We start from the raw sequence: 26,740 nt of genomic DNA on the forward strand, positions 1-26,740 counted from the left end.
TCGATCCAATAACGCAGTGTGGCTCGATTGATGCCCACATCCTTGGAGACCTGGTTCATCGACACAGCGGGATTGTTCTCATACATCGCGACCGCATCGCGCTTGAACTCCTTAAGAAAAACTTCTACGCGGCATGACAGTAGACTACCTTTCCCCCGACCCAACAAGCCGGGAATCAGGGTGTCCACACAAACGGGGTCAGCTCCGCTCATCCTTTCAAGGAAATCTAGCAGTTGATTTGACAGGTCCCACGATGGTCGCCCTACCTATAAACAGGGCCACCACCGCAGTAACTCATACACCACGCTACTGGACACAACCAACCGGATTCGAACACGTATCCAATTTCCGGGTACTTCCGCCGGCCCTCGTCTGTTGATTTTTTATTTATACAAATTTCAAAAGTCGCAGTTCCGATTGTTGCAGCGCATGCTGTAACCGCCGGCGGTGTCGTGGCCGCCACAGCCCAGCCCACGGAATCCAAAGAGTGGACAGCCATTGGCCTCACCGACTCTTACGCTGCCGACGGCATCACCATCACCAACCCGACAAATGAAGAACTTTTCTGCTCATTGGAGGTCTCAGGAAAGAAATACATTGAGCCCATTTTCACGCCTTGGAATGAGCCTGGAACCTATTACTCGAAAGCAGAACGCGATTCTAAGGCAGCATCAAAAATATTCGATCGGTTGACGGCGAGGAAGGAAATTAATAAATGGAACCTTTCCCACCAACACTACATTGAAGCGGGAGAAACCCGGCTCTACGATTGGATGATCCCGGCCTATGCTTCAAGCCCAATTCCAGGGGATAGCCTTTTCCTTGAATGCAATCCCGAAGGAAGATACAAAACTATCCTTGTTGGCTATGGTGTCGTGCAAGACGATCTTTCAGTGAAATCCGATAATCCTCCATCAGTTAGTACCCCAGCTCCGAAGCCGGACACCAAGGAAGAAGTCTCGGTTCCAACCACTGTTTGGAAGACTACGACCGTCAAGGCTCCAGCTCCGGCACCCATAACTAAAACCGTGACAGTAAACGCTGCTGCAAAGCAGCCCACGCCGATCGCGACAACTGCCCGCGAGACCGCAACAACCACGGTGACAGCCACGCCGAAGCAACCGGCGCCGGTGACCACTACTGTGACAGAGACCAAAGAGGTTCCGACTAGCGTGACTAAACAATCCATCCTTGTAACGTTCGGCGCGTATCACGCTATGTAATAGTTGAAAGCTACATCAACACTGCACCCTTTCACTGCACCCTTTCGCAGTACCCGTATTATCCCCGAATAGGAGGTCCACAATGAAAAAGCTATCCACGCGCACCGTTGCCACCATAGTATCCACTTCGCTCGCCGTAGGCATGTGCGTTCCGGCCGCGAATGCCGCCACCGTGAAGATCACCGACAACAAGTGCTCCATCTCATTCACCGCCGAAGAATCCAACCGCATCCCCGAAGCCGCTCTCGTAGCTAGCGACCCGATCACCTTCAACGAGGCATCGCTTCGGGCGAAGGCCACCGGCGCGGACATTGCTGTACAGCAGGTCGCCCTCAAGAACTTGGACAATAGGCTTGCCGCCCACCGCATCTCCCAGGACAGGTACAATCATTTGGCCAACCCGATCAAGGAGCGCATTGCCGAACTTACCGTGCTGAACCAGGCCTATAACAAGTGCGCACGAGGCAAAGAAGGCGACACCGAGTCCATCGTCACTCCCTCACAGGACCAATCCCCGGACTCCGCGTTGAGCACCGCCGATGGACACCTCAATGACGCGGGCAAGGCCGTTGTTGCCGTCAGCTCCATTGTGGTCATTCTTGGCCTCATCATCGCAGCCCTCCCGCAGCTTACGCCCCTGCTTCCCCCGCAGATCCAGGCCATGCTGCCGTAGGCTAACCCCTCTACGCTGTGCCCCGGCGCGCACGGGTTTCCCCGTAAATCCCCGTGGCATTGGTGAGCATTACGGGAAAAGGAAGAACAACAGGTTGCGGGCTCTCAGAAAACGAGGGCCCGTTTTCTGTGTTGCCATCGCCTGCAAATCCCAGCCTCTTCTGCCCGAAACCGAAGCAGACCTAGTCTGCAAGCGCCAGCGGGATCTGTGGGCACCCCGTTACCCAGGAGACCGCCTCTTCTTCCAGCGCGTGGCCAACTTTGACGGGCTCATCGACAAGCTTGGACACCGTTAACTGAGTCGGCGCACGAGACCGGTTCAGTTGCCACGATGAACTGCGGGTACAGTTGCGGACCGGTGACGTTGGCAAGCACCCGCTTAATGATGGCACCGTGGAGATCGACGACGCGCACGCACACGAGCCCCGGCGCGAGCTGCCACACGTGCGCCGACACCGGTTTTGATGCCCCCTGCCAGGGCGAGCTCTTGGCCTTGAGGCCCGTCCCCGTTTCGATATAGCTTATCGACGCGCCGGAGGCGTCCGCGTACTCTTCCACGCGATTGAACCCTAGTTCCAGCTCTACAACACGAACCCCGGCCACATCTGACAGCCGGTCGCTGGGGTCCGCCGGTTCCTCGAACCCTGCGGAAGCTAAAACTTGAGGTCCATAGGCGCCATTCTCGCACGATGTTCATCGGCCTCACCGTTACGGCGCGAGCGCTGCGAGCGGTACCACCCACACGCCGTCGGCGCGCCGAAACGCGGGACCCGTGGGCACGATGACGAGGAGTGCCGCCGCCTCCGGCACGACTTTGGCGGCCGCCGCCTTGAGATGAGCTGCGGCACCATCAATCGCATGATGGGAGAGCTTAACTTCAAAGCCCAACCACCGGCCGTCGAGAAGCTCAACAACCGCATCGATTTCCTCGCGCCCCTTTGTGTCCCGCAGATGGAATACGCCCCGCGAGCGCAGAGCCTGGGCGTACACGCGCAGGTCATGGACAACCAGCGACTCGAAGAAGATGCCAAGCGTTTCCAGATCGCGAAGAAGATAGTCAGGGCCCACAGCCAACAGGGCAGCTGCAAGGCCAGGATCGGCGAGGTGACGTTTGGGCATCTGCACGAGCGTGGTCTTCGAGCGCACGGACGGAGACCACGCCGGTTGGTCCTCGACGAGGAAGAGACGGGTGGCGAAATCATGGAGTACGTTTACTGTCTCCGGAGATGGCGGCGTGTGTGCCCCACTGAGCTCTCCAATGCGACGCCGGATTGCCGCCGCAGTGGCAGGCTGCGCTATGAGACCTGCGTATCCAAGCAAGAAATTACGGAAAAGCCGTGGGTCACGGCGGGGCCCGACAAGATCTGGGTAATCGTGCTCACTCATTTCAAACAGATAGGATTCCATCGCTTCTTGCGCGTCCGCTGGGTCCAGGCTAAAAAGCTCAGGAAACCCACCCGCGACGAGATGGGAGGCGTAATCCGGAACGGTGAACTTGGATCCTTGCGTAGGTTCCTGAGTTCCGTCAATGATCCGCGCTAATGATACCGGCTCCGCCTCTACACCTTTCTCCCTCAGACTGAGAGTCCGCATCACCACGCTGCGGATTCGCCCTGCACCTGAATGACGGTGCGCGACCTCATCGGGCGCGGCAGAGCCAGTAAGAATAAATTGCCCCTTGAGATGGCTGTCATCCACCGCGTGCCGAACCTCGTTCCACACCCCAGGTGCCGCCTGCCACTCATCAATGAGCCGCGGCCTTTCCCCCCTCAAAGCCTCCGCAGGTTGCATCCGCGCCACTGCCGCTTCCGGCGTATCTCTATCCAACTGGATAGCTGACAGCGCGTGTTGCAGTGCCGTTCGGGTTTTCCCACATGCCCTCGGCCCCTTGATTACTAGCGCACCAGCGCTGCGCAGGCCCCGCTCAACCTCGGAATCAATAACACGCGGAATGTACGTATCCATGACTCCACCCTAGCCCCGAATGGAGAAATTCACTACTCAAGTGTGGACAAATCCACTACTGAGGTGTGGATAACTCCACACCTGAGGTGTAAAAAACTCCACTACTATGCCATGCACACTAGCGAATGCAACCCAGCAGTATCTCCCCGCGCGAGGCCATCCCGGCCCTACCGGAGCCACGTGCCGGAGGTTCACGCAGTGTTGATGTAGACCACTATTCCACTGAAGACCGGCTTGCCGTAGTCAAGCTCCTCGACGACGACGGTTATTTCCAGCTCAAAGGCTCCGTCGCTGACCTTGCCAACGCCCTTGAAATATCCGAACCATCTATTTACAGGTATCTGCGGCAGGTTCGGGGGCAAAACTAGAGGTTAGACTATCGTCTTGCCCTCTGGTCTTGCCTATCCCTTTCGCTTTGTCTCCTGCGAGTAGTCCCCGGTTTAAAACAAGACCAAGAGCGAAACACTTTTGACTATCTGATCGCCACTGTTTAAGTCATCTCGTGAGTAGTTTCTTTCTAATAATTAGTTACGGTGCCCGCTAATAAATTAACGCTGGCCATCAGCACAGATCGTTACTCACAGATACACCACACTAGCGGACAAACCAAGACCTTCAGCAATTGGCCATTACCGATAGGCAGATCTTTCTTCCGAACATAGTTAGAATCTGTTTTGAGTCGGCAGTTCTAGACGGCTCGCTTAACTCTCTGATGCGTCAACTGGTTTGAAAGGTTCAACCATGGGATTCCTCGATTTCTTTCGGAAACTCTGGAGTAGCGAGCCAGAGAATGACACCTCGAATCCTGTCACAAGCCTCAAAAGGCCGGAAATATCTGCACCGAGTAAGCCGCCGGTTCGAATTGATCAAGTCAGTCGCTATTTTCTTCGCTTACTGCAGCGCAACGAGCTTGTAGAGGTAACTTTCACCGACCCCAGCTTTGTTAAAATCCTGAAGTCGGAACTGAAGACTGCCAAGTTAGACGGTGAGACTACTAGGCGGCTTTTCCGGTTAGGAAATAAGCCGCTGAGTGAACAGCCGAAGGACCAGCCCCCTCAACCGCTTGACCTCATAATTTCCGCAGTCACGTTGTTGAACAGCTCTGGCAAGGGGAAAGGTCTTGTTCTTCTAGCTGGCCAGCTTACCCACGAAGGAAAACTAAGTTTTGAGCTCGATCCCGGAGTCAATCCTTGGATTCCGTCCGAGCGGTTGAGCACCCCCAACGGGATCGATCATCCTGTTATGGTGGGCGACCTGTCTCGGTTTGGATCTTTCACCGTCGGAGATTATTTCCCGCGGTTAGCGCAGCTAGTTAACCCGCTGAAGGAGCTCACGCTGGCAGAGGAAATGTTCACCTTCGTGTCAGGGTCTGATCTCAGCGCCTTCAAATCCAGAGTCGAAAAAGATAATCCGGACTACGCCGTGGACGTGGACCACTATTATGTACTCCCCGCCACGAGGATTGTTGCCAGTCGCGCCATCCAGGATCTCTATTCACACCTAACCAGCGAGGACAAGTCAGCACTTTATACTCGCATGATCCGTGGATGGGAGCATCCCAGAATTCACGCCGCAGATCTTTCTTCACCTGCTGTTTTCTTGGATTCTGCTCTACGATCCTGTGGCAATATGAGCGATGGATTTCCGCTAACACGGTCGCAGCGCACTGCACTGCATGCCACGATCCAAAGTGACGACGGAGAAGTCACCGCTGTCAGTGGTCCACCTGGGACAGGAAAAACGACGCTTCTCCAAGCGGTGGTAGCGAATCTCATCACTCGGCATGCTTTAGAGGGAATCGCTCCACCCGTGATCGTCGGGACCTCTACCAATAACCAGGCTGTAACAAATATCATTGAATCTTTCGCTTCAGTAACTAAGAGGGATTTTGGCTCCCTTGACCATCGGTGGTTACCTACTGACGGTTCAGATGACGCTCCGCTCCAGGGACTCGCTGTGTTTTGTCCTTCTCAGGCAAGGCTCAAGAGTGCACGAAGGAAATATTTGGTGGAGACGACGGCCAAAGCTCACACCTACACCACGTATTCAGATCCCGCATATATCGCTACGGCTACGGATTACTACCTAACACGCGCCAGGAGATTCTTCCCCGCAGCAGCAACAGTGACGGAGACCCGAGCACAACTCCATGCCGAGCTCACCCAAGTCGATCGCATTCGCGTCGCCCTCCTCAACGCTATGGCTGAAAGCCCCCACAACGACGTGAATCGGATGCTCCAATTAAATGCTGCGCGGCTGAAGAAGTTTCCGTTCTTTAAGAACGACCAGCGAATAGATGAAATTGCGTCATGCAGCACCCTCGCAGAACTGGATGAGCTACTCGACGTTACCGTCCGCTACGTGGAATTTTGGCTTGCGGTCCACTATTTCGAGGCGGAATGGCTTGAGCTCGGCGAGCGTAAAGGGTTTATCCATGAAGAAGACCGCTGGAAGAACGACCGTTTGGTGATGAACCAATACTGGGAGCAAGCGCCGTTAATTACACCGTGTTTTGTGATGACGTGCTACCAAGTCCCCAGGTATTTCCGGCTGTTCACTCCTGGTGACTCGCCGAATGATTATGATTTCCGCCGGATAGATTTGCTCATCGTTGACGAGGCTGGCCAGGTTGATAGTCCAGTTGGGTTAGCAAATTTTAGCCTTGCCAAGCGTGCTTTGGTTGTTGGCGATGAAAAGCAGCTTCCGCCCGTGTGGTCCCTCGATGAGGAAACCGATCGTGCTGAAGCTAATGGGTTTGGTATCTCAGATGAGGCCTGGCGTAATCAGCTGAGACCACGAGGTCTTACTGGCTCACACCCTTCGAGTCTCATGAGAGTGGCATCGGCGGCTTCCAAGTACGCTTACGGTAACCCGGGGAAAGAACACAATGGGCTTTTTCTCTCGGAGCACTTTCGCTGCCACCCACAAATCATCGGTTACTGCAACGAATTGCTTTACGACGGTCTGCTAGAGCCCAAGCGTTCACCAGAAGATTCTAAACTTGCCGGCATTTCGGATCCTTTTATCTTCCAGGAAGTGCCGGGTTCCGCGGATTCGAGATCGGGTTCGAGCCGAAAAAACGAAACAGAGGCCGTGTCCATTTCCCGCTGGATCTTGGACAATTTCAACAAGTATTTTGAGATTTACAACGAGCAAGAAGACGATCCCAACAAGAAGGTTCCTGCGGACAAAATCATTGCAGTCGTTACGCCGTTTTCCGCGCAGGCAAGGCTCATCAAGAAAGTCCTCAAGAGAGAGGCACTCATACGAAACGACGGCGACCTACCTGATCAGATCTGGAAGAAGATTACCGTCGGCACCGCACATGTCTTGCAAGGTGCGGAACGGCCCATTGTCCTATTCTCCCCCACTTATGGTGAGAACAGCCCCCGATCGAGCTTCATTGATTCCAACCTCGAACTCATCAACGTCGCTGTTTCTCGAGCTAAAGACATGTTTATGGTTTTCGGTGCGATTAATCGGTGGGATACCGGCGCTGCGTTCGAAGTCATGTCGAAGTACGCCACAAGACAATCCGAATTACCTGATGCGCAAAAGCCGCCCCTCGTACCCGAAGTTGAGGAAGATTCAGTCGACGTTGAGCCTCCCACAGCGCTGGAGGATTCTGTCCCGCCTGCCCCACCAATCTCTGCCTCCAAGCTAATCAAACGTTGGCGGGAGGAGGGCGTTCTTACAGCCAGAGATAGTTCGCTCACCGCCAAGGACTTAAACAAACGTCTCCATGTCGCAGGAATACTCGCTGGAAACCCCGGGGCCTGGGCCCCAACTGCAGTAGGCAAGTCCGTGGGAGTAGTTGAGGATCCCGGAGTGGACAAATACGGGCGCCACTACGTTGCAATCAAGTACACGGAAGCAGCTCAGGAACTCCTCAAGACCCTTTACTTGACCGGGCAACTCTAATGTTTCCACAAAAATACGGTTAGAACATCGCGTTCAAGTGACACCGATCCTGGTGCAGTCCTACTTTTAATAACTCGTATAGTGAATTTGTCTGTAGCCCCTCACGGGCTGAGCTCTCGAATCAATCAGACATCGAGCAGATCCTACTCCACAATCAACCCCATTCCGTTGGTGTTCCAAACGGACACCTGGATAGGAATTAAAATCTTCATCACGAAAGAATTGCGAACCACCAACTAGATTTTCAGGTCGAATTTTGTGCTGTTGTGGACTACTTACAATTATTGTTCGAAGGCGCTGGGATGTCTTCTTGTAGGCATCTTGCCCCAATTCTTGATAGAAACAACCCTCGGACTCCAGCAAAGAGTATTTTCCAATTCCATTACGTGACCAATTTCCTACTTTGCCCAGCATTATTTTTCGTTAACTGTCGATTCGGGGTAGTTAGTAGTCCGAAGATTGCGAGTACACAACAACAAGTTTGACTCTCTGATAGGGTCAAAACATGTCTAGAAAAGATCATAATTCTTACCACAAACGCCCCCAGTGCAAAATCGACGAAGAAACAATTTTTGAAGGAGTCTACCGACAACTAGATTGCTCTGATGACCTATCAAACTTTAGTGGTAGGAGCAAATTCGGCGATAAAAACATCAACCTTTATGAGACTTTTGAAATTATAAAAATGCTAGGCGAGAAGAAATTGCTTACCTACGATCACCGTTCCCCGGTCCGAAATATACAGCATGTACACCTAACCAAGTATGGCCACCTGATTCATGACAAAATGGAGAGAGAAAATCTCAACCTTGAAGAAGCTATCTATCAACACGAGTGTAGTACCTTGCCGAGTAATATTAATATATCCAGCAATAATATAGGCTCAATCATCAATGGGAGTATTTTTGGCGACATAACAAATAATCAATCGAACGAATTAGATAATATCGCGAAGACGCTTAGCGCGGAAAAAATCCAGCTTATTGCCGATATCTTCGCCAGTCATGGTGAAACCGACACCCAGCAAGAAATCGAATCCCTTTCACAAAAGGACGATAGAAAAGGCATCATACAAGCTACTATTGAGGGGCTTTCTAAAGCGGCCGCTAAGGCATTCGGCACTTCCATTGGAAATAATTCCGCATCTGAATTGTGGAAGGAAATCGGTGATGTTGTGCCAGACATAATCAATTTCGTGCGAAGTATTCTTTAGTCCTCAATTAAGGGGAGTAAGAGGATGCTCCCTAATTAGCTTCGAAACCTTACAGTGGACCAAAAATCAAGCCAGAATCTCGAAGTCTGTAATGCAAGGAAACCCAAAACTGAAAATTAAAACAACTGTTTTTCTGAGTTCCATGTAGTACGCAAAATTAGGATGAGATTGTAACTGAGCCTTGAACGATCCCTGGCGTTGTTGACCTTGACATGCAAATCCTGGTTGATTTAATTTTTTACCGAATCTACCCCTCCGCTATTCTTAAATCATGATTACGGGCTCCTTGAAAAACCAGGTGGACAGGATCTGGGACACATTCTGGGCGGGCGGCATCGCCAACCCGATTACGGTGGTGGAACAGTTCACCTACCTGTTGTTTCTCAAACATCTGGATAAGCAGCAGGACGAGATTGAGAAGTGGCGCCTCCTTGGCCAGGACCGCGAGGATATTTTCCCCGCAGAAGCGACCGAAGCCGGTGTGCCGCTTCGCTGGCGCGACTTGCTAGCCCTCAAGGATAAGAAGCGCGTGGAGGCCTTCGAGGAGCATGTTTTTCCTTTCCTCACCGCCAACGAGGACTATCCCTACAAGAGTCCCTTTGGCAATTTCCTCAAGCGCGCCCAGTTCCAGATCGATAATCCTGCCACCCTGGCGAGCGTCATGCAGCGTATCGACGATCTTGAGTTCACCAACAAGGACATGCTCGGCGATCTGTACGAGTACGTGCTTTCCAAGCTGGCAACCCAGGGCACGAACGGCCAGTTCCGCACGCCGACGCACATCATCGATCTCATGGTAAAGCTCATTCAGCCAAAGCCAACGGAGAAAATCATCGATCCTGCCGCCGGTACTGCGGGCTTCCTCGTAGGTGCCAACGAGTGGATCAAGGATCACCACAAGTCCGATCTCCGCGATGAGCGCATTCGCAACAAGTTCAAAGAAGAGGGTCTCACCGGCCACGATTCCGATGCCACCATGGTGCGTCTCGCGGCGATGAACCTCTTCCTCCACGGTTTTGATAACCCGAACATTTCTTACCAGGATTCCCTGCAGCCCCTGGAGAACACCCCTACCGGCGTTTTCGACGTTGTCCTTGCCAACCCACCGTTCTCCGGCAGCGTGGACGCGAACTCCATTGATCAGGAGCTCACCACCCTTTTCACTACTAAGAAGACGGAGCTCCTCTTCGTTGCCCGCTTCCTCACGCTCCTTCGCCTCGGTGGCCGCGCCGCCGTTATCGTCCCGGAAGGTGTCCTGTTTTCCAACACCAAGGCCCACAAGGCGTTGCGGAAGGAGCTCGTTGATCACCAGCAGCTCGACGCCGTGATCAAGCTTCCCTCCGGCACGTTCAAGCCCTACTCCGGCGTGTCCACCGCCATCCTGTGTTTCACCCGCGCCGACGATGCCGCGACGGATTCCGTCTGGTTCTACGAGGTGCGCGCCGATGGGTACTCCCTCGACGATAAACGCACCCCTCTCCTGGACGAGAATCGCCTCGGTCCCTCCCCCACGGTCCGTCCCAAGGATCCCACTGTGGTCAACGACTCCCCTGATCCTGCCCAGCTTTCCGACGATCAGTTGTTAAAGAACAATCTTCCCGACGTTGCGGCTCGCTTCCCGCACCGCCACGACACGGAGAAGGATCGCACCCGCACCGATCAGTCATTCACCGTCCCCGCCGCCGAGATCCGCGACAACGATTACGACCTCTCCATGAACCGTTATAAGGAGATCGTCCTCAACCAGGAAGACACCCGCAACCCCCTCGACATCCTCCAAGAAATCCAACAACTGGATGAAGAAATCACAAAAGAACTAGCGAAACTTGAAGAGATGCTCGTCACTAAAACACAAGGAGGTGACGATCAATGACGCACAACAATTGGCCAACAGTGAAACTCGGAAACCTGATCACCCGTGCAAAAAGTCAAACTGCCGGATCCAAAGAGTATCCAGTGCTTTCGATGACCATGGAACATGGGATGGTCTTACAAAAGGAACGGTTCAAGAAACGAATCGCCGGAAAGAATACGGAAAAATACAAGGTAGTTGAAAACGGCCAACTAGTCGTCGGATTTCCCATCGATGAAGGAGTACTGGACTTCCAAACTCTTGTACAAGCTGGAATTGTTAGTCCAGCTTACAAAATATGGGAACTCAAAGATTCATCCGTCTGCAATCTGAATTACCTAAGACGGTATCTACGTTCTAATATTGCGATTTCATATTATCGAGCACGCTTGCAAGGCACAACCGCGCGCCGAAGAAGTCTTACAGACCAGGCATTCCTCCAGTTACCAGTCCCCCTCCCTCCACTCGAGGAGCAGCGGAGGATAGCAGAAATGCTCGATGCCACGTCACGGATGATCGAAACTACGAAGACGGTGGAAGACAATTTAGAAAACTTCGCTAAAGCAGCATATTCTGAGTTTTTTTCTGGATTTGAATCGCCCGAAGTCTTGCTGACGGAGGTAGGAAAGTCTAAAGACGCAATTAAATGTGGGCCTTTCGGCACCCAGTTAAAACAAGCTGATTTTCAAACACAAGGGGTTCCCCTAATAGGAATCAAGAGCGTAAATTCTCGGTTCGAACTGTCTCCGTGGGAGTTTCTCGCACGAGAGAAAGCTGAACAGCTAGCATCCTACGATGTACGGCCTGGGGATATTCTAATGACACGCAAAGGGACAATTGGAAATTGCTCTCTCTACCCGCGTTCCTTACCACATGGGATAATGCATTCAGACCTTCTGAGAATCCGAGTTGATAACCCTCACATTAACCCGGCGTTTTTGCTACATCAATTGCACTACGATCACTGCATCCAAAGTCAGATTCGGAAACTTAGTCCTGGAGCTGTAATGCCTGGAATCAATGTTGGTAAGCTCAAAAAACTCAAGATACGAGTTCCACCTATTGAGTTCCAAGAGAGGTTTGCGAAACTTATCCAAGCCTCCGACCAAACCCGAGCGATTGTCAGAGCAAAGCTTAAGGCACTCATCGAGCTCCAGTCCTCCCTCTCCACCCGCGCCTTCACAGGAGAGCTCTAGCACTCGCCTTCACAATTAGCGAGGTTGGCGGTACACATTGACCACCTCTGCTGACACCCACCGCAACATTCCCGAAAACCGAAAGGGGGAGCGTCGACAAGCGAAGGCGTGCGAAAACGCGTTCGCAAGTGGGCCCGCGAGGGGGTTTACCCCGGGTAATGTACGTAGAAGATCCGTCACAGTTGAAATGACCGCATGGAGAACCGCATGAGTGCCACAATCGCCCACACGAACTTCGCCTTCGCCGTGGAAGCGTTCGGCGAGCTCGGCGTCGATGCGATCCGGGTGGAGCGCAACGCGCTGGGCAACCCGGCGATGGCAACAATGTTCGCCCGCCCCATCCTCGAACGACTGGTCAGGCACATCTGGCGGCTCCGCAAAATCGGTGATTTCCACGGCAGGAAACTCATCGATCTGCTCACCGATCCCCGGTTTGAGGCATATACCACCGAGCAGATCCGCGCCAAACTGCACGCCATCCGCCTTGCCGGAAATGATGCCTCCCACGGGGCGAGGCGCATCACCCCGGAGCAGGCGGTGCGCGTTACCCAACAGCTTTTCGACGTCCTCGCCTGGGCCGTCGCCACGCACTCCCCGCACCCTGAACTCCAACCAACCACACCATTCAACAACGACTACCTGCGCCCACCAGCGGGCACACCCGCGCCCAAGCGCGCCTCCGACGCGGAGGTGAAGAAGCTTGCGGAGGAACTTGCCGGCAAGGACCGAGAGCTGGAGGGGAAAGACAAGGAACTCGCGGAGCAGGCGCTGCTGTTGAGCAAGGCGGAGCAGGAAAAGCAGGACCAGGCGGAGGCGCACGCCCGCGAGCGCGCACGATTTGAAGCCAAGGCCAAGTCCGCCGAGGAACAGGCGGCGCTGACCAAGAAGCTGGAGGAGGAGATCGCCAAGCTCCGCGAGGAGCTGGTCACCCAGCAGGCGAGGCTCGCCGTGCCACAGAAGCAGGTGCTGCCGCCCACCGTCAGCGAGGCGCAGACCCGCAAGGACCTCATCGATCCGCAGCTGGAGCGCGCGGGGTTCGCGTTCGGTTCCAGCATCCTCGTGGAATACCCCGTCACGGGGATGCCACTGTCCGCAGAAAACCACACCGGCCAGGGGTACGTGGACTACGTTCTCGTGGGGCCGGACGGACGCAAGCTCGCCCTGGTGGAGGCGAAGAAATCCGCGCAGAGCATGAACGCCGGGGCGGAGCAGGCGCGGCTGTACGCCGATTGCCTCGAGCGCGAAACCGGGCTTCGCCCCGTCATTTTCCTCACCAACGGCTACCACATCCAGCTCGTCGACGATGCCGCGAGCCTCCCGGGCACGGGGCGCGGCTACGGTGCCCGCGAGGTGGAGGGCTTCCCCACCGCCGATCAGCTGCGCACCATGATTGCCCGGCGCGCTGGCCGTTTGCCGCTAGCTAGCGAGCCCGTCGACGCGAACATCGCTGGGCGCGATTACCAGCTGGAGATGATCAGGAACGTCACCGAGGCCTTCGACTCCGAGGGCCGCAGGCGGGCTCTTTTGGTGATGGCCACCGGAACGGGTAAGACCCGTGTGGCGATGGCGCTGGCCAAGCTGCTGCGTGGTGCCCAGTGGGTGGGCCGGGTGTTGTTCCTCGCCGACCGTAAGGCGCTTGTTGCCCAGGCGTGCGACGCGTTCAAGATCAGTTACCCCGAGTGCGCGCCGGTCAACCTGCTGGAAGACGCAGACGAGGTGGGCGAGGTGTACTTCTCCACCTACCAGACGATGATGGGACTCATCAGCGACGACGGGACATCGGAGGCGAAGTTCCGCCCCTTCGACTTTGACCTCATCATCATCGACGAGGCCCACCGCTCCATCTACTACCGGTTCCGACGCATCCTCGAGTACTTCGATTCCTACGTAGTAGGACTCACCGCCACGCCGAAGGCCGATATCCACCACGACACATTCGCCCTGTTCCACATCGATGGCAGGGAACCCACCGGCAACTACTCCCTCGAAGCGGCCATCAAGGACGGGTACCTCGTCCCGCCGGTCCCGTTCAAGCAAGACTCCCTCTTCCTGCGAGCCGGAGTGAGCTACGACGACCTCTCCCCTGAACAAAAGGTGGCCTGGGACAACCAGGATTGGGGAACCGACGAAGACGGAGACGCGCTGCCGCCGCCCGATGGCGTCTCCCCCGGCGAGATCAACCGGATCCTCTACAACCGCGACACCATCCGTAAGGTAGTGGGCAACCTCATCGAATGTGGCCACAAGGTTGACGGTGACAGGTTGGGGAAGACGATCATCTTCGCTCGCACCCAGCACCACGCCGATCTCATACTCGAAGAGATCAACAAACACTTTCCGGCCTTTGGCGGCGACGGCGCCGCAGTGATCACGCACTCCACACGGTATGCGGAAGCGGCCATCAAACGATTCAAGAAGATCGACGGCGATCTCCGTATCGCGATCAGCGTGGACATGCTCGACACCGGCATCGACGTGCCCGAGGTGGTCAACCTCGTGTTCTTCAAACCCGTGTACTCCCCCACCAAGTTCTGGCAGATGGTCGGCCGCGGCACCAGGCTTAGCCCGAACCTCTTCGGCCCGGGGCGCGACAAGGAAAACTTCTACATCTTTGACTACTGCGGCAACGTGGAGATGTTCAGCGACAAGCCCGTTACCGACCCCGCAGGCACCCGCCAGGCGACGCTCTCGGAACGGTTGTTTGTTGCTCGCGCGCAGCTCATTAGGCTTCTCGACGAATCGGACTCTTTATCTGCGCATTCTCGTTTGCGCGACGGCCTTGCCACTAAGCTCCACGAGCTTGTGCGCAGCGTCCCAGAGGGCCACGTGCTGGTGCGCCCGAGCGACAGGCCCGTCATCCACGCCTTTTACACGGATTCTGCGTGGGATCATCTTTCCGCCGACGACGTCACCCAACTTGCCGAGCACGTCGCCCATCTGCCGTTTACCGCCACCGTGAAGGAAAAACCCTCCGCCAAGCAGATCGACCTCCTCGTGTTGCAGCTACAGCTCGCACTGCTTGAAGAAGATGCCTCCTTTGCAGGGAACAAGCAGAAGCTCTCCACCACCGCCGGCGACTTGCTCGCCGTGGACCTCGCCCCCGTGCAAAAGCACGCCACTGTACTTGAACAGGTGGCGGACCCCGCGTGGTGGGACGGCATCACCCTCGAAGACCTCGACATCGCCCGCGTAGTCATCCGTGAGCTGGCGGAATTCATACCCAAGGGCGAACGCAACTTTGTGGACATCGATTTTGAAGACACCTTCGGTGAGCTCGAGCAAACCGAGCTCAGCCCCGTCCACGCTTCCACCTTCATCGGCGAATCCCGCGCCGAGGCCCGGCTCAAGGAATTCCTCGCCAGCCACGCCCAGTCCACAGCCATGCAGAAACTACGCACCGCCAGGCCACTGACCGCCGAAGACATGAAAGCACTGGAAATGCTGCTCGCCGAAGCAGGCGAAGAAACCGTAGAGCAGGTGCGCAGGAGCATCCCCGGCAGCGACAACCTGGGGCTCTTCATCCGCCGCCTGGTGGGACTTGACGCCGAAGCAGTTCGCGCAGAATTCGCGGGCTTCCTCGATGGAACTAACCTCACCGCCAACCAAATCGGCTTCATGCGCGAACTCGTCAGCCACATCGTGGAACAGGGTAGCGTCCACATTGGGGACTTGAGCGCCCCACCACTGGACGCCTACTCCGTCCTCGATCTCTTCGAGCCCGCCCAGATCATCGAGATCCACACGCACATTGATCGGATAAACGCGACGGCGGAGGTGAGCTAGCTTTCTTAGAGTAGTCCAGGTTTGTAGGCCTTGTAAGGTACACCGGCTCACTCTGAGTCCTTGGTTTCTGCCCAAAACGGAACATACCTCAGAGAGCGAACCCCAACCTTAGAATCAAAAACGCCATCATCACGGATATTCGTGAGGATTTCGCGGTGGCCGAGGGAGACATCGACAAGCTACCGAGGGGGGCGCGGGTGGGCGTGTGGGATCTACAACCGGCTCACCGACCGCTTAGAGGAGATGACACCTCAGGAGCTCCTAGCCCGGCGCGCCTCGGTGCCAACACGTGAGAAGGCGGCCATTATCGCGCGGGCGTTGCGCGGCTAGCGCTCGTGTTCCCAGCAGTAGAGGAGGCGCTGGACCAGCCGGTCGCGGACGGTGGGGTCGAGGCTTGAAAGGGAGCGGCTCATGGGGCGGCACACCACCACGAGCTCGGCGGCGAGCTTATCGGAGCCAAGGCCCGGGGGGACGAGCCCGGCGCGCTCGGCCTGGGTGAGGAAACCGTTCATGAGCTCGATGAGCTCCTCGCGCTTGGCGGAGACACCGGCGGGGATGAGCGCCGGATCCTCGGGGGCGAGGACGGTGACAAGCGTGCCGATGCCGTCGTTGACCAGGCTCCAGACAAAGTCCAACCACTTTCCGCGGGGGTCCGCGTCGAATTCGCGGGAGAGTCGAAGGATGCGTTCGCGGAGGCCGTCGAGAAGATAGTAACCGCAGGCTACGTCGAGATCGTGGCGGGTGGGGAAGTTGCGGTAGAGGGTGGCGATGCCCACGCCCGCGCGGCACGCGATGTCATCGAGGGTGATTTCACCTGCGGGGACATGACGGAAGACGTCGCAGGCTGCGTCGATGATGGCCTGGCGCCGTCTCGCAGCGTCTGCTCGCATGAACTATCCTTTCTACTTGACAAGTCTTTGTGACGGGCGTAACTATAGTACAACCGTAAGTGATAGTGAAACCTCCGTTTAGAGGAGTAAGAATGGACGAAGCTGTAATTTCAGCACGTGATTTGCAGGTGGCCGACGACCGCCCGCCCATCACCATGGATGTCACCGAGGGCCTCACCCTCCTCATCCAGGGGCGAGAGTCCCATGCCACCGAGTTGAGTCTCATCCTCGGTGGCCGCGTCCGGCCCCGCGCGGGAAGCGTGGCGTTAGGCGGAGAAACCCTCGAGCCCAGGAAACTGTTCAAGCGTGTGGCGCTCGCCGGCGCCCCGGAGATTGACACCCTGGAACGCGCAACCAGCGCGAAGGAAACCATCAGGGAACAAATAGCGTGGGCGCAACCGTGGTACAAGCCGGCGCCTAAGGACCCCATGAGCCACGCGCTCGCCGAGCCGTGGCTTGAGCCACTGGCGCTCGACATCGACCCGAAAACCGCGATTGGCAGCCTGCGGGTTATTGACCGGATCCGCGTGCGCGTGCTGTGCGCGCTTATTGCGAGACCCGACGCCGACCTTCTCATCGTGGACGACATCGACCAGCTCCGCGCCGTCGACCTGCGCGACGAGCTTTTAACAAACCTCAAGGCTGTGGCGGAGAAACTCCCCGTCATCGCCTCGTCGGTCAACCCCGACGCCTATCACATTGCAGATACCATCATCGACCTGAGGGAGCGATAAAAAATGGGTGCATTTCATCTTGGAACAAACGCCAGGCGCTTTGGGCACGGCGTTATCCCGCCGCTCGCCTTCCTCGTGGTCTCCGTCCTGCCGCTGCTGTTCGGTGGCCTGTTTGTGTGGAGCTACGCCGACCCGCTAGGCAACCTGCACAAGGTGCCCGTGGCCATTGTCAACTCCGACGCGGGCGACAAGGGGCAAACAGTTGCCGACAAGCTCGTGGAATCCAACGAGATGGACTTCCACGTGGTGAGCCCCGAGGACGCCGAGAAGGGCATCGCCGACGGAACCTACTACCTGGGGATGGAGATCCCCAGCGACTTCACCGACTCGGTCACCAGCATCAAATCCGACAACCCGCACCAGGCGACGCTTGCCGTGACGCTCAACAACGCCAACGGGTTTATCACCAGCATGCTGGGGAACCAGGCGACCACGCTCATGGCCGACACCATCTCCACCACCGTCTCGCACGAGGTGGTGGACCAGCTGCTCGTGGGGTTCAACACCGTGGGCGAGGGGATGGACAAGGCCGTCGACGGCGCAGGTCAGCTCGCCGATGGCGCAGGTCAGCTCCACGACGGCGCCGACAAGGCGAAATCCGGCGCGGGGACGCTCAACGAGAAACTCGGCGAAGCAGCACACGGCGCAGCCCAGCTCGCCGGTGGCGCCGACGAACTCAATGCCGGCGCAGGCAAACTACACGACGGCGCCACGCAGCTAGACAATGGTCTCGGCACCGCGCTCGACGGCGCCACGCAGCTATCCGGGGGACTCACCAAACTCCAAGGCGCCACCGCCCAGCTCGGCGACGGCGCAGGTAAAATCTCCGGCGGCGTGGACACCCTCACCGGGTTCGCCGCCGGGGTGGACGGCATCGTCGCCCAGCTTAATCAGGCAGCTGACCAGCTCGACGCGCTCCCCTACCCCGAGGCGCACGGCCTGGCCGCCCAGGTCCGCGCCACCCGCGACTCCATCACCACCAATGGCTCGCTCGGCCAGATCGCCGCCCTGCGCGACGGCGCCCACCAGCTCGCCTACCAGCTCGGCGATCCCTCCGCCGACTACCGCCTAGGCATCGACCAGGCCACCCAGGGCGCACGATCGCTTGTCGACGGGCTCACCAGGCTCAAAGACGGCTCCGGCACCCTGCTCGCCGGCACCACAACTCTCACCGACGGCACCCAGCGGCTCGTGGTGGGCACCCACCAGCTTGCCGACGGAACCTCCCAACTCGCCGCCGGATCCGACCAGCTCGTTGTGGGACTAGGTGACCTCAGCGACGGCGCCGTCCGGCTCGACGACGGCGCGGGTAAGCTCGCGCTCTCCCTGTCTGAGGGCGCCGAGAAACTCCCCCGCTTTGACGACGACGCCACGCGCGACGACGCCGCTACGGCCGGCAGCCACCCCGTAGGGAAGAACCTCGTGGCCGACACGCTCACCACCTTTGGCGTGGGGCTCTCCCCCTTCTTCCTCTCACTGTCCCTGTGGCTTGGCTCCCTCATCCTGTACATGGTGCTCAAACCCATCAACAGGCGCGCCATCGACTCCGGCACCTCACCTCTGCGCGCGGCAATGACGATCATGGTCCCCGGGCTCATCGTGGGCACCATCCAGGCCCTGCTCCTCGCACTCGTGCAGACTGAACTCATCGGCATCGAACCCGCCCACCCACTGCAATATGTAGGCGCACTGGTATTCATCGGCGCCGCCTTCAACATGGTGGTCCTATCCATCTACTCCTTCTTCGGCGCCACCGTGGGCAGAGTCATCGTCATGGCGCTCATGTCCCTGCAGCTGGTCTCCTCCAACGGCCTCTACCCGCCGGAGGTGCAACCAGGGTTTATCCAATGGGTCCACACCTGGGATCCGATGCGGTACTCCACCGACCTGCTCCGCCACGTCCTCGTAGGCAACTTCCCCGGCGACCCCCGGCCGGAGACGGCCATGTGGGTACTCCTCGGCCTCCTCATCGGCGGCATCCTCATCACCGTGCTTTCCAACTACCGCGAGCGCGTCATGATGCGCAAGGACCTCCACCCCGAGCTCACACTCTAGACCCCGGTTGTATTTAAGGCCCTGGACCTGGTTTTTGCCGGGTCTGGGGCTTTTGGGGGTTTCTGGGTTTTTTGGGGGGTGCTAAAGCGCGGTAATCTTTCTTGAGCCTCTAATTTGTTACCGGTTTACAGTCCTCGGTTCTAACGATATCGGGGTTTCCAGAGGTGCAAGAAAACTACCGTTCTTAGAAGCGCCGATGCCATAGCGCGACATGTGGAGCACGAGTGCGCCGTTGCGCACTAACAAACACACTCGGGCTTATACGGGTTTCAGTTTATGCGCACGCCAACATGACCGGGAATGATCAGGCAAACAGTGCGCCGTTGCGCAATGAATGCGGACGGACGGCATGGGGTTGAGTGTGCGCATAGTGCGCCGCTGCGCACTACCGGACGCGCTCGGGCGGTTATTGATTCTTGTCGCCAACATGATTGGGCATATTCAGGCAAACAGTGCGCCGTTGCGCACTCCGCTCGTTGGATCGCCAGCGTGCGCGTGACCTTGAGTGCGTAGGGGATGTCACGACCCGGTGGAAACAAAGACCTATTTTTTGGCTGAAAGCGGCATGAAGCGGCTGGTGTAAGTAGGCGGTTCAACGTGGAGGTTTAAAAACAACATGGGGAATAAGAAAAGGCGTGGCCACCAATGAGATGGTGACCACGCCTGTGAGTCTATGCAGCTGGTGAACTAGTTCTTCTTGTCGGAGGAACCGTTCATGATCGCGTCATAGATCTTGCCCTTGTCGGAGGAGGAACTTTTGTTATCCTTGCCCTGCTCCGAGGAGCCATTTTGGGTTTCTTCGGAAGAGCCGAGGATGGTCATTCCGTGGTCGAACCCTTCGGGCTGGCAGGCCTGGGCGATGAGGGTGGAGGCAAGGGCCACGATGCCGAGGGCACCGAGGGCGTAGCCAAGCGGCCTGAGCTGCTCGCCAAGCGGGGCGAACTGCTGGTTGATGGCCTGGATCTGGGCATCGATCTGGGCCTGAGCCTCGCGCATCCACTCTGGGCGATCATCGCGGCGGCCCTGGCGGCCGTGGTCGCCCCAGTTATCGTGGTGCCTGTCAAACTGCTCCTGGTACTGGCGGACCAGGGCGTTGAACTGGGCGTTGGCGGCGTTGATCTGCGGCTGGAGGGCCTGGGAGATCGGGCCGCCAATGGCCGCCAGGATGGCAACCGGCAGGAGCCAGAGGATCGGGCTGTTGGTGGCGAAGGCGTTGGCAAAGCAGCGCTGCACCTGCTCCTCGGACGAGCCGGAGGCATCTGGGTCCGGCTTCGGGGTGCTGCCGTTTCGCTGGTCCGTGACCACCACGGTGGTGGTGAGCTCGTGACCATCGGGGGTGGTTACCTTGACAGGGATCTCCACCACAGAATCCTTGGCGGTCTCCGGAGGCGTGACCTTGAGCTCGCCGGTGTCCTTGTTGATGGTCGCTGTCCAACCCTCGGGGACCTCACCCAGCTCGTAGGTGTTGCCGTCCTTGTGGCCAGAGAACACCGGGATCGTGACCGTCTTGCCACTATCGGTGGTGATCACCTGCGACGGATAGGTAGGAGTGCGCTCAACAATCGGCTTGTCCGGAACGGTCGGATTGTCCGGCGTACTCGGGGTGCCACCGCCGAGGACGGTAAACACGGCGTAAGAGGTGTAGGAAGCGCTACCGTCCTTCGGCGTGACGGTGACCGGGACCTTGACGTAATCGCCAGGCTGAGCGTCCTTCGGCGCGGTGGCGGTGACGTTACCGTTATCATCAACGGATACCGTCCAGCCCTTGACCGTGGCGGGAACCTCGAAGGTGTTCTCGGTGCCCTGCGGGTCAGCCTGGTTGGTGACCGGCTCGCCCGGGTTCACGCTCTCCACCTCGTACTGAACGCGGGTGGACTCATTGTTGGGGTTGGCGGGAATGCCGGCCATCGCCGGGACGAGAGTGCTGGTGCCATCCTTGAAGGTCACCTTCACGGGGATGACAACGCTATCACCAGGCTTGGCGGTCTTGGGCGCGATGGAGGTCACCGTGCCGTTCTCATCGACGGTGGCGGTCCAGCCTTCAATGCCGGGCTTCCAGGAGGGATCGATCTCATAGGACGCGCCCTCGGGGAAGACGGACTTCTCAAAGACCGGAACCTCGGCGGAGGAGCCAGGCTGCTGGTCCACCTTGGCGTAGGTGGGCGGGATGTTCACCGACTTTGTACCCACGCGGAGGACGCGGTCGACCGGATCAGCGGTCTTCACGGTGGTGGTGGTGGGGTCACCCTGCTTCTCGCCATTGACAAGCTTCCACACCTTGGTGGTGACCTCCTCACCGTTGGCGCCCTCGGCATCGGTGATCACGGTGCCGGCTGCCAGCGTGTCATCGACGATCACCTTGGTGTTAAACGGAACAGGTGAGGTGACCGCTTCGGTGATCTCGGTCTGCTTTTCTCCGGTACCGATGGTGATGACCTCGTCCTTAGGCTCGGTCACCACGGTCTTTGTTACCTCGCCGTCGTCTCCGAGGGTGAACTTGGTCTCACCGGGCACACCCGGCTCCACGCGGTGCTCGCCTGCGGGCAGGCTCGGATCCTCCACTACCTTGACGCCGTAGGCCGTGGACCTAGTCCAGGTGGGGGTTGCGCCCTTGGTGCCAACGCGGATGATCTCCGGGGTAGGCTCGGTCACCCGTTCCTGGCTGGACTGGGTGTCGGTGACCACGGAGTTTTCGATGGTGTTGGTGGTGGTGATACGGAGAACACCCGGCTTGCCGGCTTGGGCTACCTCCTGGGTTCCCGCATCCATCGACGGATCGAAGACTATCTGGGTTTCATAGGCGATATCGACATCGGTGACGGTGACATTCTTATTCGCAGTCAGCGCACCGACGCGAATCTTCTCGTTCACGGGCTCTTTTGTCCGCTTGGTTGTCACTTGCGGGTCGCCGCTGGGTTTGCCGTCGACAAGCTTCTGAGTGGACGTCTCCGTATCCTCACCGAGGACACCAGCCTGGTCAACAACCTTTTGACCGGGGGCGAGGTCCGGGTCGACGGTGACCTCAGTGGTGAAGGGGACCGGCTTGGTGGTGGTGGTGACGAGCTCGGTGGCACCGGCCTTGGGGCCGTACTCAATGATCTCCTGGACGGCGTCCTTAGTGGTCTCCTCGCTTGTCGACGTCGCCTTCCCGCCGGTGGCCTCGAAGTTCACCGTCTTTTTCAGCTCGCCATTCTGGCCCTTCTGGACCACCCGGGTCTCGCCGGGCTTAAGGTCCTTGTTCTCGCGCAGGACCGTCTGGTAGGGCACGGGCACCGTCCAGGAGACAGAATCTTGAGCTGGCTTGGTGCCCACGATGACAACTTCGTTGACGGCCTCTTTGGTGGTCACCCACTCGCCGTTTTGAAGCTCAGCGAGACCGGGCTTGCCCACGGTTTCGGTCTTGTACGTCCCCGACTCAACCGTGGGATCGTACTTGTACTCCACCGTGAACGGGATCGGACGAGTGGGCTGAGCAGCGACGTTGATCTCCGCGGAGCTCACGTCCGTGGTGCCATCGGCGTAGGTGACCTTCACAGGCACCGACACCATATCGCCGGGCTGGGCCTCCTTCGGGGCGGTGGCAACAACGTTGCCGTTATTATCAAGGCTCACCGTCCACGTGCCGTGGTCGGTGGTCACCGCGTACTCGGGGTTGCCAAACTGGTTGTTATTGCCGGTGGGCTTGACCGTATCCGATGCCTCAATAGCGTACGGATCATTGGCCGACACGTTGACATCATCGGGCTTGTCCAGGTTGAGCGGGCTCGTCACCGTCTCGCCGGGGACCACCGTCTTGGGCGGGTAGACGGGCGTGGCCTCGTAGTTATTGGTGAGGTTCACCACGAACGGGGCGTACACAACGTCCGAGCTGCCATCCTGGTAGTGAACGGTGACCGGCACATCGATGTGGTTGCCCGGGCGGGCATTCGCCGGCGGGGTGGCCGTGACCTTGCCGTCCTTATCCACCGACACTTTCCAGCCGTTGATGTCGCTTGGCACCTCGTACGGGGTGGTGGGCTGGAGATCGCGGACAGGCGGCTGAGAGCCTTGCGTGATATTGCTGGTCACAGCGTTGCCGGGGGTGGTAGTGGACTGGTTGTAAACCGGGCTATACACGCGGGACTGATCGCCCACCACAACCACGGTGGCGAAGGTGGTATCGGTGGAACCATCTTTGTAGGTCACCTTCACCGGGATATCCGCGGAACTGCCGGGAACGGCCTTATCACTAATCGGGGTGGTGATAACGCCCGTTTCCGGGTCGATTTCCACCATATCCCACGTGATGTTGCGAGGCGGTGCGATATAACCGGGCTCGTTTGGATCCATGATGATGGAGTATTTGGGCTCAGACAGTGCATGCATGCGGGTTGTATCCACCTTGCTGGTGGTCTTGGTGCCCGGCTTGCCACTGACCGTGGCGTAGGACGGATCGTTGGCGTCCTTATCCGCGCCGACGACGGTGAACTCCGCCGGCACCAATGCCTTGGTGCCATCCGGGTACCTGACGCTGACGTTAATGGTCGCGCTATCGCCCGGCTGCGCATCCTTGGGCGGTGTGGCCGTGACGGTACCCGACTCATCGACGGTCACTGTCCACCCCTGGGGGAGCTTCTTAGGAAGCTCGTACTTGGCAAGTTTTGGATCGCTGAGCTGCGTCCTAATCGTGCTCTCCACCGGGTTGCCGGCCGTGGTGACACGCTCCACGTACTCGGCGGCATCCTTGCCGTCGCCCTTGCCGTTCACGCGGAACGTGCCCGTAATGGTCTGATCGGCAACGCCGCCGTCGTAGTGCGCCACCACCGGCACGGTGAGAAACGCCCCCGGCAGCGCCGTATCCGGCACCGTGGTGCTGATCTCGCCGGTGTGGGGATCAATTTTCACCTTCCAATCGCCAAAGGTGGTCTCGGTTGTACCATCCTGGAACGAGTACGAGGTGGGCATCGCATCATCGGGCTTGCCGCTCAGTCCGTTTTTCGGCTCGACCGGCGTGAGCGAGAGCTCATCTTTCACCACACCCGCGGTGGAACCGTAATCCGGCACCTTAATGCTGGTGACCACCTGGAACGGCGCCTCAACAACATCGGTGGTGCCATCGGGGTAGGTGGCCTTCACCTTGGGAGTAATGGAGGAGTTGTTGGGGGCATCCTTGGGCGAGGTGGCATGCACCGTGCCGTCTGCATCAACGGTCACCGTCCAGCCCTCCGGGTAACTACCCGGCACGACCTCGTAACTTGTGGGTTTAACCGGGGAGCCCTTGCCCAGGATCCGCTTGAGTGCGACAGGCTGCGTAAGCTCCGCGCCCTGCAGGCCCGTGGCCGGCTCCGTGGGATAGGTCACGTCTGTGACCTGCGTGTTATTGGGCCTCACTATGGCAAGAAGCGGAATGGAATCCACCGACCCGTTGGTGTAGGTCACCTTCACCACCGGCTGGGAGAAGGTGCCCGGCCGCGGCTCGCCGCCACCAAACGGGGCTGTGACCTTCACCGTGTAATCGCCTTTGGCGGGATCGACGAACTCGGCCTCCCAGCCCGGCTGCACGAGCTCGGTATCAAGCTCCACCGTGGCCAGCTGGTTTTTAACCAAGTCCGCGATCTTATCCTTGATCCCGGTGAAGGTCACCGACTGCGCGCTGGTTGCCGGCTTGCCGTCTGTAATGCCGGAAATAATCTGCACCTGCGACGGATCATACTGCGGATCGTGGTACTTTTCATCGTCCGTGGTGATGGTGTGGGTGGAAATCTCATTGGCCACCTTGTACCTTTCCAGCGAATCGATCGATGACTGGTAGACGTAGGTATCGTCGTCGGGCTCGTGATTCACCGGATCTGTAGCCGCTGCCTTGAGCTGATCGAGGTCGCGGGGCAGGGCGACGGCGGTGAAGCTCACGGTGTCATCGTCCGCCCACTTTTCACCGATGAACTTAGGCCACGTGTAGTACAGGTCTTTCCCGTCCCGTCGCACCTCGCCCGCATAGCTCCCCCTTTGGGTCTTGGCCGAGACCTTGATGCGTGACAGCGAGTCATCGTCGGCGTTAATCGTGCCGATCTTCACCTGCTCGCCGGGCTTGATCACGGCCTTATCCACATTTGACCAGTCAATAGTGATGGGCGAGCAATTGACTTGCTCACTCGGCCAGGGGTTGACCTGGGCTCTGACAAAGGCGTTCGAGCCCACAAAGGCTTTGAGTTTCGGGTTATCTTCCGTGTACTTGCTCTTCCACGCCGAGACGATGCCCTTGGACGTGGCCATATTTTTCACGTCGCCCTCGGAAAAATTCTCGGCCAGTTCAATGTTTGTCTGCCTTTTAATTGTGACGCTCATTGGTTTGGTGCTCACGCGGTTGACCTTGGGGAAACCTGTATTAGTACCAAGCTCGGAGCCTTCGGCCATAGCCGGGATATCTTCGGGCGCAATCGCCGTAAACCGGCCCGAATCGCTCACGATGAGGTTGGCAAAAGTGCGATCCTGAGAATTGGTGATGCGATACTGAAAGCCGTAGGCCCGCTTATCCGGCGAGCCTGCGCTGGGGTTGATGGTAAACAGCTCCAGGCCGGCCCGTGGCTCGGCATCCAGCGGAGCATAAAATTCGACCACGCAGCTGCGATTACCGCTGATGTCAGAGACCTTCTGCTTATTTTTTTCAATGAAGGTGTCACTCTGCTCCGCGGTGATATCTTCCCCCACGAGCTCCGCCGCGAACGCCGGTGGCACAGCCGTTAGCGTTCCCAAAGCCAGAGAGATGGATGAAATGACTGAAATGACGCGCCTGCGCGGCTTCGGGGCGTTCGAACCACCTTTGGTCTCCACGGTGGATCACTCTCCTACTCGTATATTTTTTAGGGATTGGATTGAAGGTTTTGAGTCCAGACTCTTTAATATTTTACCAGGTTTTTCACAGCGCATATAAAATTGGCGGTGAGCTACCATACATCTTTTCTCAGCGGCACACGCTAGGAACCGGTTTGCAGGCGCGCAGTAGTACCGGAGGACGGCGATAAGCGCCACGAGGTGCCCCGGAAAAAGGCGATGGGGAAGTCCAGCCCAGCCACGGCGGAGTTGGGGTTAAGCGCCAAACGTGTGTCTAAATAGAGTTGTTTTTTACTCTGTGGGCTGGTGAAACATTGATGGTACGCTCTCGGCGTGAGGGCATCGGGGGCTGATCCATCGGGTTCCACCACTTCCCGGTGCACATGTACTAGGAGCAGTATTCGATCCTTATTGGATGAGTACACC

General features: G+C 57.7%; 15 protein-coding genes. 10 read left to right on the top strand and 5 right to left on the bottom strand.

The genetic code is table 11. The features are described from left to right. Positions 1-188, bottom strand: a 188-nt coding sequence (locus tag HMPREF3044_RS13240; protein ID WP_210400541.1) for a transposase, incomplete at its 3' end; no start/stop codon positions are given. A gap of 264 nt (positions 189-452) precedes the next feature. On the opposite strand from HMPREF3044_RS13240, the gene HMPREF3044_RS08210 reads away from it, so the two are divergent. Together HMPREF3044_RS08210 and HMPREF3044_RS08215 are read left to right on the top strand one after the other, a co-directional pair. Continuing rightward, positions 453-1,223, top strand: coding sequence for a hypothetical protein (locus HMPREF3044_RS08210; protein ID WP_070740739.1), 771 nt, complete (start codon positions 453-455; stop codon positions 1,221-1,223). A gap of 82 nt (positions 1,224-1,305) precedes the next feature. After that, entirely contained in the window at positions 1,306-1,896 is a 591-nt protein-coding gene (locus HMPREF3044_RS08215; RefSeq protein ID WP_070740742.1) for a hypothetical protein, read from the top strand. 269 nt (positions 1,897-2,165) lie between these two features. Here the strand turns inward: HMPREF3044_RS08215 and HMPREF3044_RS08220 are convergent, their stop codons facing one another. After that, positions 2,166-2,453: a hypothetical protein gene (locus tag HMPREF3044_RS08220; RefSeq protein WP_141759664.1), complete on the bottom strand. Its 288-nt coding sequence runs from the start codon at positions 2,451-2,453 to the stop codon at positions 2,166-2,168. 150 nt (positions 2,454-2,603) lie between these two features. Continuing rightward, entirely contained in the window at positions 2,604-3,860 is a 1,257-nt protein-coding gene (locus tag HMPREF3044_RS08225) for an ATP-binding protein (protein WP_070740745.1), read from the bottom strand. 125 nt (positions 3,861-3,985) lie between these two features. Between HMPREF3044_RS08225 and HMPREF3044_RS08230 the strand changes: the two genes are divergently transcribed. From HMPREF3044_RS08230 to HMPREF3044_RS08255, 6 genes are all read left to right on the top strand, one after another. After that, positions 3,986-4,228 carry a helix-turn-helix domain-containing protein gene (locus tag HMPREF3044_RS08230; RefSeq protein ID WP_070740748.1) on the top strand — a complete coding sequence of 81 codons (243 nt, stop codon included), beginning with the start codon at positions 3,986-3,988 and terminating at the stop codon, positions 4,226-4,228. Positions 4,229-4,601: 373 nt separating this feature from the next. Next, on the top strand, positions 4,602-7,781 hold the full coding sequence (locus HMPREF3044_RS08235) for an AAA domain-containing protein (RefSeq protein ID WP_070740752.1): 3,180 nt from the start codon (positions 4,602-4,604) through the stop codon (positions 7,779-7,781). 505 nt (positions 7,782-8,286) lie between these two features. Then, on the top strand, positions 8,287-8,994 hold the full coding sequence (locus HMPREF3044_RS08240; protein WP_070740755.1) for a hypothetical protein: 708 nt from the start codon (positions 8,287-8,289) through the stop codon (positions 8,992-8,994). 271 nt (positions 8,995-9,265) lie between these two features. Further along, positions 9,266-10,867, top strand: a complete 1,602-nt coding sequence (locus tag HMPREF3044_RS08245) for a type I restriction-modification system subunit M (RefSeq protein WP_070740757.1) — start codon at positions 9,266-9,268, stop codon at positions 10,865-10,867. Next, on the top strand, positions 10,864-12,042 hold the full coding sequence (locus tag HMPREF3044_RS08250; protein ID WP_070740759.1) for a restriction endonuclease subunit S: 1,179 nt from the start codon (positions 10,864-10,866) through the stop codon (positions 12,040-12,042). Before HMPREF3044_RS08245 ends, HMPREF3044_RS08250 begins: the two co-directional genes overlap by 4 nt. Positions 12,043-12,249: 207 nt before the next feature. Continuing rightward, entirely contained in the window at positions 12,250-15,825 is a 3,576-nt protein-coding gene (locus HMPREF3044_RS08255) for a DEAD/DEAH box helicase family protein (RefSeq protein ID WP_246820967.1), read from the top strand. Positions 15,826-16,151: 326 nt separating this feature from the next. Here the strand turns inward: HMPREF3044_RS08255 and HMPREF3044_RS08260 are convergent, their stop codons facing one another. Further along, the gene (locus HMPREF3044_RS08260) at positions 16,152-16,715 is read right to left on the bottom strand and encodes a TetR/AcrR family transcriptional regulator (protein WP_070740765.1); all 564 of its coding nucleotides are present in this window, start codon (positions 16,713-16,715) and stop codon (positions 16,152-16,154) included. A 92-nt stretch (positions 16,716-16,807) separates the two neighbouring features. Here HMPREF3044_RS08260 and HMPREF3044_RS08265 point away from each other — a divergent pair, with 92 nt between their 5' ends. Together HMPREF3044_RS08265 and HMPREF3044_RS08270 are read left to right on the top strand one after the other, a co-directional pair. Then, the gene (locus tag HMPREF3044_RS08265; protein WP_070740768.1) at positions 16,808-17,449 is read left to right on the top strand and encodes a hypothetical protein; all 642 of its coding nucleotides are present in this window, start codon (positions 16,808-16,810) and stop codon (positions 17,447-17,449) included. A 3-nt stretch (positions 17,450-17,452) separates the two neighbouring features. After that, positions 17,453-19,504: a YhgE/Pip domain-containing protein gene (locus HMPREF3044_RS08270; RefSeq protein ID WP_070740771.1), complete on the top strand. Its 2,052-nt coding sequence runs from the start codon at positions 17,453-17,455 to the stop codon at positions 19,502-19,504. Between the two features lie 687 nt (positions 19,505-20,191). On the opposite strand, the gene HMPREF3044_RS08275 is transcribed toward HMPREF3044_RS08270, so the two are convergent. Next, positions 20,192-26,314, bottom strand: a complete 6,123-nt coding sequence (locus HMPREF3044_RS08275; protein WP_246820969.1) for a YPDG domain-containing protein — start codon at positions 26,312-26,314, stop codon at positions 20,192-20,194. Positions 26,315-26,740 lie beyond the last annotated feature (426 nt).

The organism is Corynebacterium sp. HMSC073D01 (assembly GCF_001815555.1).
GTDB lineage: Bacteria > Actinomycetota > Actinomycetes > Mycobacteriales > Mycobacteriaceae > Corynebacterium > Corynebacterium glucuronolyticum.

Bases quoted from the DNA above. Each gene is read 5' to 3' on its own strand.
- HMPREF3044_RS08270 (WP_070740771.1), top strand. From the start codon at position 17,453: ATGGGTGCATTTCATCTTGGAACAAACGCCAGGCGCTTTGGGCACGGC.
- HMPREF3044_RS08240 (WP_070740755.1), top strand. From the start codon at position 8,287: ATGTCTAGAAAAGATCATAATTCTTACCACAAACGCCCCCAGTGCAAA.
- HMPREF3044_RS08255 (WP_246820967.1), top strand. From the start codon at position 12,250: ATGAGTGCCACAATCGCCCACACGAACTTCGCCTTCGCCGTGGAAGCG.
- HMPREF3044_RS08250 (WP_070740759.1), top strand. From the start codon at position 10,864: ATGACGCACAACAATTGGCCAACAGTGAAACTCGGAAACCTGATCACC.
- HMPREF3044_RS08235 (WP_070740752.1), top strand. From the start codon at position 4,602: ATGGGATTCCTCGATTTCTTTCGGAAACTCTGGAGTAGCGAGCCAGAG.
- HMPREF3044_RS08225 (WP_070740745.1), bottom strand. From the start codon at position 3,860: ATGGATACGTACATTCCGCGTGTTATTGATTCCGAGGTTGAGCGGGGC.
- HMPREF3044_RS08260 (WP_070740765.1), bottom strand. From the start codon at position 16,715: ATGCGAGCAGACGCTGCGAGACGGCGCCAGGCCATCATCGACGCAGCC.
- HMPREF3044_RS08230 (WP_070740748.1), top strand. From the start codon at position 3,986: ATGCAACCCAGCAGTATCTCCCCGCGCGAGGCCATCCCGGCCCTACCG.
- HMPREF3044_RS08215 (WP_070740742.1), top strand. From the start codon at position 1,306: ATGAAAAAGCTATCCACGCGCACCGTTGCCACCATAGTATCCACTTCG.
- HMPREF3044_RS08265 (WP_070740768.1), top strand. From the start codon at position 16,808: ATGGACGAAGCTGTAATTTCAGCACGTGATTTGCAGGTGGCCGACGAC.
- HMPREF3044_RS08245 (WP_070740757.1), top strand. From the start codon at position 9,266: ATGATTACGGGCTCCTTGAAAAACCAGGTGGACAGGATCTGGGACACA.